Genomic DNA, 11,649 nt, shown 5'->3' on the forward strand with positions numbered 1-11,649 from the left:
AAGTGGGTTCGATCAGGCCGCGGACGGCACGTGGGTTGAAGGCTCGAGAACGGCAACGAGCCGGGCGAGCTCGGACTCGTTGCGGGCGGTGCCGCGGATGTAACGGTCGGGACGGACCAGCGCGGCGACGATGCCCTGCGCGCGGAGCCAGTCGCCGATGGCTTCCGCATCATCGTGGGTCAGGATCTCGATACCTGCCTGTGAAAGCGCGAGACGCGAGGAGAGCGTGGCGTCCGCTACGAACAGCACATGGCTGTAGCCGACTAGGTCGTCGCTGCGGCGGCCGTCGTTCAACGCAAATTGCGGCGCGAGATGGCCGGCGAGTGGCAAATCGCCGAGCGCGAGTCCGGGGCCGAGCAGGGGCTTTTTCACCTCGAGCTTGACCGGGGCATTGTCGCGGGGCTGGCCGGCGGCAAGGCCGGCTTCGATCGCCTTGGTGTTGATCACGCCGCCGAGGCGAATGGCGAGCTCGATGAATTCGCGCACATGCGGCAGCCGTTCGCTCTGATAGGTGTCGAGCAGACCGGGCGCTGCGCCGTCGCGGATGATGGCGCCGAGCTTCCAGGCGAGGTTGGCGACATCGCGGATGCCGGCGCACATTCCCTGGCCGAGGAACGGCGGGGTCTGATGCGCGGAGTCGCCCGCCAGCAGCAGCCGGCCGTTTCGCCATTGCTGCGCGATAACGGAATGAAAAGTGTAGACCGCCGCGCGCTCGATCTCGGCATCGTCGGGCCCGATCCAGCGCGACAGCAGCTCCCAGACCTCGGCCGGCTGAGTGACGGCTTGCGAATCCTCGTCCGGGAGCACCGTAATCTCCCAGCGGCGCCGCGTGCCGGTGCCGCGCACATAAGTCGCCGGCCGGCGCGGATCGCAATGCTGAAGGCTGTAATCGCCGAGATCGTCGCGGTCACGCTTGAGCAGGACGTCAATCACCAGCCACCGCTCGTGGAAGCCGAGGTCATCCATGCTGGAACCGATGAAGCGGCGCACCAGCGAGCGGGCGCCATCACAGCCGATCACATAGCCGGCGCGGACCTCACAGAGCTTCCCGCTGGAGAGGTCTTCATAGCGGACGCGCACGCTGTCCTCGTCCTGATCGAGCGCGAACACATCACAGCGGTTGCGCAGGGTGACGTGTGGCCAGCGGGCGAGCCCGCCGATCAACACGTCCTCCAGATCCGGCTGGTGGAAGCGGTAGCTGAGATGCCAGCCCATCGGCGTCAGCGTCTGTGGACGGGACCAATCCAGAAGCATGCGACCGGCGGCATCGAGAAAGAGCATGCCGGGACTGAGGATGACATGCGGCAGGATCGCGTCGGCAAGGCCGATGGTCTGAAACACGCGCATGCATTCATCGTCGAAATGCACCGCCCGCGGCAGATGATAGGTCCGCGCCTCGCGCTCCAGCACCAGTGTCCGCACGCCGCACAGGCCGAGCAGGTTGGCGAGCGTGGCGCCAACCGGCCCGCGGCCGACGATCACGACGTCAAACTCTTCGAAGGCGGATTTATCTTGCATGGGGCTATCTCTTCCCCAGGCGATGCCACCCCTTCAATGCCGCCGTGCCAAGTGTCCGCCCAGCGGACGGACTTCCGCCGCTCGCCATGACCGGGACGAGCCCGGCCATGACGGCGTGGAGACGTGAGCGCGTTACGTCTCGACCGGGATGGCTGAGGCCGTCTCCTGAAGCCGCGCTGCAAACTGCGCAATCGCCTCGTCGATCCCCAGTGCCGAGCGGATCCAGATGATGGAGATGCAGCCAAATACGATGCCGTTGCGAACAATGGGCACGGCAATCGAGGCTGTCTTGGGATTGTATTCACCCTCGCTGCGGATCGCGTAGCCTCGCGCGGCAGTCTCGGCGATCATGCGGTCGAGGCGGGCTTCGTCGAGAAAGGGGCGGTCGTCGGCATCATCGATGCGGCGGAGGTGATTGACGATCAGATCGCGCTCGTGCGCGGGGCAGGCGGCGAGATAGGCGCGGCCGGCAGAGGTGCGCAGCATCGGCAGACGCCTGCCGATCATGCCGCGGTCGATCGAGAGAGGGCTGCGCGAATGCGTGGTCTCCTGCACCACCATCGCGGCGTTCTCGTAGGTGGAGAGATCGACCGGCCAGACCAGGGTCTTGCTGAGCTCGGTCAGATAAGGGGCTGCCGCCTGGCAGATCACCACGCCGGGATCGTAGCCGTCGCCGAGGCTCAGCGCCCGCCGGGTGACTCGGAAGCGGTCGTCGCTGGCGCTGCGGGCGATATAGCCGAGTTCCTCCAGCGTTTCGAGCAGGCGGTAGACCGTGGGGCGCGGCAGGTCGAGCGCGCGGGCAACGTCCCCGGCGCGGATGCCGCCGGAGCGGTTGACCTCCTGCAGCACGTCGAGCCCGCGCTTGAAGGCGCGGACGCCTTCGGACTGCCGCGGCTGGCCGTTCCGCGTCCGCTCCTTGGACACTTCGTATTTCCTCCCTTGTGGCCGACGGCCCCGCGATTATCGTCCTTGCGAACGCGAAGCGATTGCGATGCCACCGTAGGATCGCGCGCGGCCGGTATCAAGCTCGCCGCGGTGCGGCGGTCGCGATGCCTTCGGGAGGAATTCGATGGAAATCACAGCGCTCGGCTATATCGGGATCAATTCATCCCGGCTCGATCAGTGGAGCCAGATGGCGACCGGGCTGCTCGGCATGCAGCAGGTCGATCGTGGCGGCAGGATGCGCGCCTTCCGCATGGACGACCGCAAGCAGCGCCTGATCGTCGACGGCAGCAACGATGCGGGGCTCGCGGTGATGGGGTGGGAAGTTCCTTCGACGGCCGAGCTGGAGCAGCTCGCCGGCAGACTTGAAGGGCAGGGCATCAAGGTGGTCCGAGGCTCGCGTGCGCTCGCTGACGAGCGGCATGTCACCGAGCTGATTGCGTTCGCCGATCCCGCGGGCAACAGATTGGAGGCCTTCTGCAAGCCTGAGCTTGCGCGCGAGCCCTTCATGCCCGGACGACCGATCTCGGGTTTCCGCACCGGCGCGCTCGGCATGGGGCATGTCGTGCTCAATGTGGAGGATGTCGCGCCGCTGTTGCCGTTCTATCGCGACGTGCTCGGCTTCCACGTCTCTGATTTCGGGCTGAAGCCCTATGGCCTCTACTTCTTCCACGTCAATGGCCGCCACCATTCCTTCGCGATGGTCGGCTCCGGCCGCAAGGCGCTGCATCATTTCATGGTCGAGCTCGGCAGCCTCGATGATGTCGGGCAGGGCTACGACCTCGCGCAGATGGATGAGGGGCGCATCGCCTACACGCTGGGCCGGCACACCAATGACCACATGACCTCGTTCTACGTGAATACGCCCTCCGGCTTCTTCATCGAATATGGCTGGGGTGGGCGCGTCATCGATCCAGAGACCTGGCAGCCGCACGAGACCTTTGACGGGCCCTCGCTATGGGGCCACGAGCGGCTCCACATGCCCGAGGAGCAGCGCAAGCGCTTGCGCGACATGCGGCTGGATGCGGCCGCGCGCGGCGTGCGCGTCGCCGACCCGCGCGTGCCGCCGCTCAACTGCGCGTGGCTGGACTCGGTGGTCGCGCGCGAATGATCCGCCGCCAATAATCCAACATTCAGGAAAAGAAGATATGCTCAAAACCCTCTTGCGGGCGAGCCTTGTGCTGCTCGCGTTCACCACGGTCGCCTGTGCCGAACCGATGAAGGTCACGCTGCTCGGCACCGGCGTGCCGACGCCGCGACCGACCAGTTTCAGCGCGTCGACTCTCGTGGAGGCAGGGAGCGAAAAACTGCTGTTCGATCTCGGCCGCGGCGCGACCATCCAGCTCTACAAGCTGAAGATTCCGCTCGGCGCGATCACCGCGAGCTTCATCACGCATCTGCATTCCGATCACATCGTCGGCCTTCCCGACATGTGGCTGACCGGCTGGCTCGCCACGCCCTGGGCCTCGCGCAAGGGTCCGATGAAGCTCTACGGGCCGAAGGGAACCGTCGCCATGACGGAGAACCTGACCAAGGCCTTCGTCGACGACATCCGCATTCGCATCGATGACGAGCATCTGGATCCCGTGGCGGTCACGTTCGCGGCCAAGGATATCGACGCCGGGCTGATCTATGAGAACAACGGCGTGAAGGTTACTGCGATCGAGGTCAATCACGGCGAGAAGATCAAGCCCTCGTTCGGTTATGTCGTCGAATATGGCCGCCACAAGGTCGTGCTCTCAGGCGACACCAAGTACGACGAGCGTATTGCGAAGGCGGCCGAGGGCGCCGACCTCCTGATCCACGAGGTGGCGGTGATCGAGCCGGAGCTGCTCGTCAAAAATCCCGTCTATAAGGACATCCAGGCGCACCACACCTCGCCCGAGGAGGCCGGCCAGATCTTTGCGTCCGCCAAGCCAAAGCTCGCCGTTTACTCCCACATCGTTTTCGGCACGGCGAAGCCCACGCCGGGGATTCCCGAGGAGCCGCTGATCGAGCGCACGCGCAAGAGTTACAGGGGGCCGCTGCTTGTCGGCCGAGACATGATGTCGTTCAGGATCGGTGACACGGTGGAAGCGTTCTCCCCTGACGGAGCTAGGCTGGCGCCGTAAGGCAGCGGAATCAGACTTCCGTCAACAGTCCCTGGCGCAGCGCGAGGCGGACCAGCTCGATGTCGGAGCCGACGCCGAGCTTGTCCTTGATCAGGGAATGCAGGTTCGCCACCGTCTTCGGGCTGACATGAAGCGTTTCGGCGATCTGCTCCGTCGTGTTCTCGGCGAGCAGCAGCCGCAGCACCTCGAACTCGCGCGGCGTCAGCACGTCGGCGGCCGAGCTCTCGCCGCTGATGCGGCTGAGCGCAAGCTCGTGGTCGATGTCGGGGCTGATGGCGATCTTGCCGGCGAGCACGTCCTTGACCGCGCGCACCAGCGTCTCGGGCGGACTGGTCTTGGTGACGTAACCCCTCGCACCGGCGCGAATCGCCTGCACGGCAAAGCCGGCATTCTCGTGCATGGTGAAGACGAGGATTCGCGCCGCCTTGTCCCACTGCCTGATCCGCCTGACGGCCTCGATGCCGCCGATGCCGGGCATGCTGAGGTCCATGATGACGAGGTCGGGCGCCTCGGATTTGTACAGACGATAGGCCTCCGCACCGTCGGCCGCCTCGGCGATGACGCGCAGGCCGGGCTGCTTCTGGAGCACGGAGCGATAGCCCTCGCGGACGACGGAATGATCGTCGACCAGCAGGATGGTCGCATCAGTCGCGCTCATGCCGCGTGCTCCAGCGCCTGCCGATCGGCGTCCGCGAGGGGAATGAACACACGAATCGCGGAACCATTCGGGCCGGTCTCAAAGCTCAGCCGGCCGCGAAGCGCAGCGACGCGCTCGCGCATGCCGAGCAGGCCCATGCCGGATTTGACGGCAGCCTCGTTCTGCCGGCCGTCATCCTCGATCGCGAGCGCGATCTCGCTGTCGGCCATCGTCAGATGCAGGCTGACCTTGTTTGCGCCGGCATGCTTGGCCGCGTTGGTGAGCGCCTCCTGCACGATGCGGTAGAGATTGGCGCTGACCGAGGCTGGCACGCTCTCGAAGGCGCCGTCGAACCGGATATCGAAGCGGGTCTGGCCGCGGCTGCGGCCGTTCCACCCTGACACAAGTCCTTCGAGGCTTGCGACCAGGCCGAGCTCGTCGACATCCGGCGGCCGCAACCGGAACAGCGCCCCGCGCAGCGTCTCCATCATGCCGGTCGCGGTTCGGGCAATGCTGTCGCACTCTCCCAGCAATCCGGGACAGTCCTGCGCCGCGGTCTGGCGGGCAGACGCGGCAAGCGCGCGGATCGCGGCGAGCGACTGGCCGAACTCGTCATGCAGCTCGCGCGCGAGATGGCGGCGCTCGTCATCCTGCAGCGCGATCAGCTTCCGCGTCAGCTCGCTGCGCTCGGCAAGCGCGGTGTCGAGGCTTTCGGCGAGATGGTTGAAGACATCGCGGATGGCAGAGAGCTCGGCGAGGTCGAACGGCGGTAGTCGCGCGGTGAGGTCACCGGCGGCGATCCGCTCGAGGCCGGCGCCGATCATGCGGGTCGGGCGCAGCGCGCGCGCCAGCGCGGCATAGACCAGCGCGCAGAGCAGCGGCAGCGCGATCGCAAGCGCGATCATCAGGCGGCCGGCCTCGTGCCAGGCCTCGGCCGTCTGCACGGCCGCATCGACCGAGACCACGGTCTCGCCGAGCTTCGCTCCACGCACGATCACGGGCCGTGCCGCCTCGCGACCGGGGTCGAACAGGCCGCGATAGAAGGCGGCGAAGGCCTGCGGCGGCGGGCTCGCCGGGGCAGGCGCACCGCTGCAGAACCGCTGCAGCATCTCGCCGCTCGCGCCGCGGAATGCCAGACACAAGCCGGGCGTCATCACATAGGCGGCGACGGGGTCGAGGTTGGGAAAGTCGGAGCGCGGACCGGCCACCCACTGGATCTTACCCTGCTGCAGCTCCAGCGACTTCGCCACGATCGCGGCGATGCCGTCGATGCGTGCATGGGCCTCACGATCGGCCGTGATCAGGAAATAGGCGGATATCCCGGCGAAGCAGGCGGCCGATATCGCGGCCACGCGCAACGTCAGTCGGACCTTGAGATCGAATCTCGGGCGGTTCCACATCGGGCGTGCCTTGCGCGAACGGGTCTGTCGCCCCTGCATTAAACGGCAGAACGCCAGCCGCGGAAAGCGCCAGGTGTTACTGCAGTGCAATGGCGTGAAATTTTCCCGGCGCTCGCCGGGACGGTCCCCGTTGCGGGGCCGAGGGCTGCCGCCGAGATTTGCGAACCGCTTCATTTGCGAGACCGCATTCATGAATCTATTCCGGTTGGTTCTCTCTGCCGTTCTCCTGCTCCTCCTGCCTCATTCGCCTGCTACCGCCGAGGTGGCCATTGCCGTCGCCATCGACGATTTCAGCTATACCGATACCTCGGCCGAGCCGACCAACCAGATTGCCGCCCACGAGCGTCGGCTGGCGGCGTTCATGGCGGCGCTTCGAAAGGACATCGGTGCGGACCAGCGCTACCGCCTGGTGCCGTCCACCCAGGACGGAGCGGCGTTCAAGGTCATCGGCGGCATCCAGAAGACGAGCACGCTGGTGCAATGGGCCAAGGTCGCGGTGATCGATGTCGGCGCCAGGAAGCTCGTGATGGACAAGCTCTACACCTTTCGCGGCGACAATGATGAATCATGGCATCGGGCGGAGGTCTTCGTGTCCCGCGAGGTCATGGCCGCGCTCGCCACGCCCGCGCTGGCCGTGTTCGACTTCGAGCTCGAGGATATGACAGCCGCCTCGGCGAGCGCTTCAGCCGCCTCGGATGCGGCATACCTGGCCGAGGTCACCGGCAGCGTACGTAACGCCCTCGGCCAATCCGGCCGCTACCGCATCGTCGACGTCGGCAGCGCGCGCGGCGCCTCCGCGGGGCAGGCATTGCGCGACTGCGGCGGTTGCGAGGCGGCGATTGCGCGGAAGCTCGGAGCGGATCGGTCGCTGCTCGGAGTGGTGCGGCGGGTCAGCCGCACCGAATACACACTCGGGTTCCAGCTGCGCGATGCCAATACCGGCACGGTGCTGGCGCGCGGCGACAGCGGCCTGCGCATGGGCGCCGACTATTCCTGGAAGCGTGGGGCCGTGCGGCTGGTCAGCGACCGGTTGATTGAGAGCCACTAGCGCGCTTCAGAACGTCAGCTGCACCTTCATCGACCGCGCGCGGTCGCTGGCGAGCTCGAAGGCGGCGACCGCGTTCTCGAACGGCATGGTCGCCGTGATCAGCGGTTTGACGTCGATCAGGCCTTCGCCCATCAGCCGCACCGCGAGCTCGAACTCGGAGTCGAAACGGAAGGTGCCGCGGAGCTGCAATTCCTTCGCGACGATCGAGTTGATCGGCAGCGTCATCTCACCGCCAAGGCCGAGCTGAACCAGAGTTGCGCCCGGGCGCAGCACGTCGAGCGCGGTGCGCAGCGCTGCCTGATTGCCGGAGGCCTCGAACAGCGTGTCGAAAACGCCCTTGCCGGCGCGCCAGGGATCGAGCGCGGTGGCATTGGTCGCGACATTGATGGCACGCGTGGCGCCGAGCTTTTTCGCGATCGCGAGCGGCGCGTCGGCCACATCCGTCACCACGATCTCGGACGCACCGCCGAAGCGCGAGACCAGGATCATCAGCGCGCCGATCGGGCCGCAGCCGGTGATCAGCACGCGCTTGCCGAGCAGGGGGCCCGCCTGCTTGCCGGCGTGCAAGCACACCGCGAGCGGCTCCACGACTGCGGCCTCCGCCAGCGAGAGCTCGTCCGCGATCGGCACCGCCTGCGTCGCATCGACCGTGATGAATTCGCGAAAGCCGCCCTGGACATGGGGAAAACGCATCGCACTGCCGAGGAAGCGCATGTCGAGGCACTGGTTGCGCATGCCCTCCCGGCAATGCAGACACTGTCCGCACGGGTTGCTCGGATTGACCGCAACGCGCGTGCCGGGCTTGACGGCGGTAACGCCGTCACCGACGGCGGCGACGACGCCGGCAATCTCGTGACCGAGCGCCATCGGCTGCTGGATTCGCACCGTGCCGAAGCCGCCGTGATGGTAGTAGTGCAGGTCCGAGCCGCAGATGCCGCCATTGGCGATCTTGATGCGGACCTCGCCAGGACGTGGGGCGACGTCCGGATAATCGTCGATCCGCAGGTCCTTCGGGGCGTGAATGACGACGGCGCGCATGGCTTGCTCCTTCGCTGTCTTCGCGGTCACATCGCGGCGATCATGCCGCCATCGACATAGATGATCTGGCCGTTGACGTAGGTGGAGGCATCCGAGGCGAGGAAGATCGCCGCGCCCACCAGCTCGTCCGGCTTGCCCCAGCGCTTGGAGGGGATGCGGCCCATCAGCCAGGTGTTGAAATCGGCGTTGTTGACCAGCGCCTCGTTCATGTCGGTCAGCATGTAGCCCGGGCCGATCGCATTGGCCTGGATGCCGTGCTGGGCCCATTCCACCGCCATCGAGCGGGTCAGGTTCCTGATGCCGCCCTTGGCGGCGGTGTAGGGCGCGATGGTCGGGCGGGCGAGCTCGCTGCCGAGCGAGCCGATATTGATGATCTTGCCGCGCTTGCGCGGGATCATGCGCCTGGCCGCTTCGCGGCCGATCACGAAGGCGCTGGTGAGGTTGGTCTCGATCACCTTGCGCCATTCGTCGGTGGTGAATTCCACCAGCGGCTTGCGATGCTGGATGCCGGCATTGTTGACCACGATGTCGACCGCAATGCCCTTCTTGTCGAAGTCATCGAAGGCAGCGACGATCGCGACTTCGTCGGTGACGATGAACGCGGCGCCTTCAGCCTGGTACCCGGCGCTGCGAAACTCGGCGACGGCCTGCTCGACGCGCCTGGGGTCGACGCCGTTGACGATGATCCTGGCGCCGGCCTTGGCCATGCCCTCGGCAATGGCGCGGCCGAGGCCGCGGGAGGAGCCGGTCACGAGCGCGGTGCGACCGGAAAGATCGAAGAGGGAGGTGCTCATCTCGAGAAATCCTCAGACGTTGGAGCGACGCACGGTGAGATCGCTGCGCTCGAAGACGGCAGGCAGGAGGTCGGCGCCAAGGCCCGGACCTTCCATCGGGAAGACATAGCCGTCCCTGATCGTGGGCATGGTGGTGACGAGCTCATTGTACCAGCCCTTGTAGAAGGCGCGCACCGATTCCTGGATCAGCGTGTTGGGCTGGCTGAACGACATGTGGATGGCCGCGATGAAGCCGATCGGGCCGATGCAGTCGTGCGGCGCGAAGGGCCGGTGATAGGTCTCGGCCATCGCCGCGATCTTGCGGCCCTCGGTGAGGCCGCCGGTCCAGCAAAGGTCCGCCATCACCACGTGCATGGCGTCGCGGTCGAGCATGTCCTTGTAGGGGAAGCGCGAGCCCAGGCTCTCGCTGGCGCAGACCCAGACGTCGGTCGAGCGCGCATATTCGGCCAGTGCCTGCGGCGAGTTCATGCGGATCGGGTCTTCGTACCAGGTCGGCTTGTACGGCTCCAGCGCGCGGGCGATCTGCTTTGCGGTCGGCAGATTCCACAGCGAGTGGAGCTCGACCATGATCTCCATCCTGTCGCCGACCGCCTTGCGGATCTTCTCGAACGGCTCGATCGCCTGCTTCATCTGAGCGGCGGTGATGTAGAGGCCCTTGTTCTCCTGCGCCGCCGGATCGAACGGCCAGATCTTCATGGCGGAGATGCCGCTTTCCAGAAGGCTCTCGGCGAGCGCGTCGGCGCGATGCATGAAACCGTCGAGATCCTCGTAAGGCCCCTTGGAAGCGCCGAGATTCCAGTTCGCGACCGGGCTGATGTTGGTCGAGCGGACATATTGCGTGCCGGCGCAGGTGTTGTAGATGCGCTGCTTGTCGCGGCACAGGCCACCAAGCATCTGGTGCACCGGCTGGCCGCAGACCTTCCCGAACAAATCCCACAACGCAATGTCGATCGCGGAGGCTGCACGATACTCGACGCCCGTCGACGACTGCGCCATCGGCAGGTTCAGCATGTCGCGGTGAATGGCTTCGATATGCAGGGGATTGCGGCCGAGCAGGCGGCCGGCAAAGGTGTCGTGGATCTGCGCCTCCACCGCGCCCGCGCCGTAGAACGTTTCGCCGAGTCCGATCACACCCGTGTCGGTGTGAACGCGGACCCAGATGACGTTGGAAAATTCCTCGGTACGCAGCGTCTCGATCGACGTGATCTTCAAGGCAATTGTCCTCCCATTTCAGACGTCGCGCGTCCGTCCTCTCATTTTGCACTGCAACATGTTGCAGGCCGCGCGGGAGTCTTACGCCGGCTTGTAATATATCACAACATGTTTTAAGGCTCGAACCAATAGGGCGCCATCCAGCAACGAGAGCGCGGGCCAACGGGAGAGAACGACATGGCAAAGCGCAAGCGCGCACTCGAGGTGGTGAGAAGCGACGACGACGCCGAGGGCAAGCCCTCGCGGCGCAACCGGCTCAATTTCTTCGAGCTGGCCTACCAGAAGATCGAAGAGCTCCTCGTTCACTGCGAGCTCAAGCCCGGACAATTCATGACGATGCTGGAGTTGCAGCACATCACCGGCTTCGGGCGCACACCGGTGCATCACGCCGTCAATCGTCTCTCGGCCGATACCCTCATCATCATCCGGCCCCGTCACGGCCTGCACATCGCGCCGATCGATCTCGCGCGCGAGCGCATGCTGCTGGTCTTGCGCCGCGACATGGAGCGTTTCGTCGTCCGACTTGCCGCCGATCGCGCCAGCCTCTCGCATCGCAATCAGGCGCTGCACATCGAACGCCTGCTGCGCGAGCGCCGCGCCAGCCTGACCCTCGACGAATTCAACAGCCTCGACCGTCGCATCGATGCGCTGGTGCTGGAGGCTGCGGGCGAACCGTTCCTGGTGCATACGATGCGGCCACTGCACACGCTGTATCGGCGCATCGGCTACATCCATCACCGCTTCATGCCGGGGCAGGCGGATCTGTCCGGCACGATCGATCATCATCTCGCCATTCTGGCAGCCGTCGCCAACCGCCGCGTCGAGGACGCGGTGAAGGCGAGCGATGCCCTGATCGACTACATGGACGAGATGTTCACGGGCATGGAGGCGGGGATCGATCCGCGCCTGCTCGACTGCAGCATCGAGCCGCTGCTCGACGCGTAGAGAG

11 protein-coding genes are annotated in these 11,649 nt (G+C 65.9%); 4 read left to right on the forward strand and 7 right to left on the reverse strand.

Features of this window, described 5'->3' with window-relative positions; all coding sequences use genetic code 11:
* Positions 1-12: 12 nt before the first annotated feature.
* Both mhpA and XH87_RS33805 read right to left on the reverse strand, forming a co-directional pair.
* Entirely contained in the window at positions 13-1,518 is a 1,506-nt protein-coding gene (gene mhpA / locus XH87_RS33800) for a bifunctional 3-(3-hydroxy-phenyl)propionate/3-hydroxycinnamic acid hydroxylase MhpA (protein WP_271590542.1), read from the reverse strand.
* A gap of 132 nt (positions 1,519-1,650) precedes the next feature.
* A complete protein-coding gene (locus tag XH87_RS33805) occupies positions 1,651-2,442 on the reverse strand; it encodes a DNA-binding transcriptional regulator (protein ID WP_271590543.1) in 792 nt (263 codons plus the stop codon).
* 145 nt (positions 2,443-2,587) lie between these two features.
* Here XH87_RS33805 and XH87_RS33810 point away from each other — a divergent pair, with 145 nt between their 5' ends.
* Both XH87_RS33810 and XH87_RS33815 read left to right on the forward strand, forming a co-directional pair.
* A complete protein-coding gene (locus XH87_RS33810; protein WP_271590544.1) occupies positions 2,588-3,571 on the forward strand; it encodes a VOC family protein in 984 nt (327 codons plus the stop codon).
* 37 nt (positions 3,572-3,608) lie between these two features.
* The gene (locus XH87_RS33815) at positions 3,609-4,571 is read left to right on the forward strand and encodes an MBL fold metallo-hydrolase (RefSeq protein ID WP_271590545.1); all 963 of its coding nucleotides are present in this window, start codon (positions 3,609-3,611) and stop codon (positions 4,569-4,571) included.
* A gap of 10 nt (positions 4,572-4,581) precedes the next feature.
* On the opposite strand, the gene XH87_RS33820 is transcribed toward XH87_RS33815, so the two are convergent.
* Together XH87_RS33820 and XH87_RS33825 are read right to left on the reverse strand one after the other, a co-directional pair.
* Positions 4,582-5,229 carry a response regulator gene (locus tag XH87_RS33820; RefSeq protein WP_158668940.1) on the reverse strand — a complete coding sequence of 216 codons (648 nt, stop codon included), beginning with the start codon at positions 5,227-5,229 and terminating at the stop codon, positions 4,582-4,584.
* Entirely contained in the window at positions 5,226-6,608 is a 1,383-nt protein-coding gene (locus tag XH87_RS33825) for a sensor histidine kinase (protein WP_271590546.1), read from the reverse strand. The genes XH87_RS33820 and XH87_RS33825 overlap by 4 nt, the downstream gene beginning before the upstream one ends.
* 190 nt (positions 6,609-6,798) lie before the next feature.
* Here XH87_RS33825 and XH87_RS33830 point away from each other — a divergent pair, with 190 nt between their 5' ends.
* A complete protein-coding gene (locus XH87_RS33830; RefSeq protein ID WP_271590931.1) occupies positions 6,799-7,656 on the forward strand; it encodes a DUF3280 domain-containing protein in 858 nt (285 codons plus the stop codon).
* A gap of 6 nt (positions 7,657-7,662) precedes the next feature.
* On the opposite strand, the gene XH87_RS33835 is transcribed toward XH87_RS33830, so the two are convergent.
* The 3 genes from XH87_RS33835 to XH87_RS33845 are packed head-to-tail and all read right to left on the reverse strand — an operon-like array spanning position 7,663 to position 10,700.
* The gene (locus tag XH87_RS33835) at positions 7,663-8,694 is read right to left on the reverse strand and encodes an L-idonate 5-dehydrogenase (RefSeq protein ID WP_271590547.1); all 1,032 of its coding nucleotides are present in this window, start codon (positions 8,692-8,694) and stop codon (positions 7,663-7,665) included.
* Between the two features lie 26 nt (positions 8,695-8,720).
* On the reverse strand, positions 8,721-9,488 hold the full coding sequence (locus XH87_RS33840; protein WP_271590548.1) for an SDR family oxidoreductase: 768 nt from the start codon (positions 9,486-9,488) through the stop codon (positions 8,721-8,723).
* A 12-nt stretch (positions 9,489-9,500) separates the two neighbouring features.
* Positions 9,501-10,700, reverse strand: coding sequence for a mandelate racemase/muconate lactonizing enzyme family protein (locus XH87_RS33845; protein ID WP_271590549.1), 1,200 nt, complete (start codon positions 10,698-10,700; stop codon positions 9,501-9,503).
* A gap of 177 nt (positions 10,701-10,877) precedes the next feature.
* Between XH87_RS33845 and XH87_RS33850 the strand changes: the two genes are divergently transcribed.
* Positions 10,878-11,645, forward strand: a complete 768-nt coding sequence (locus XH87_RS33850) for a GntR family transcriptional regulator (RefSeq protein WP_158672151.1) — start codon at positions 10,878-10,880, stop codon at positions 11,643-11,645.
* The last annotated feature ends 4 nt before the right edge of the window (positions 11,646-11,649 follow it).

The sequence above is a fragment of the Bradyrhizobium sp. CCBAU 53415 genome, assembly GCF_028128735.1.
GTDB lineage: Bacteria > Pseudomonadota > Alphaproteobacteria > Rhizobiales > Xanthobacteraceae > Bradyrhizobium.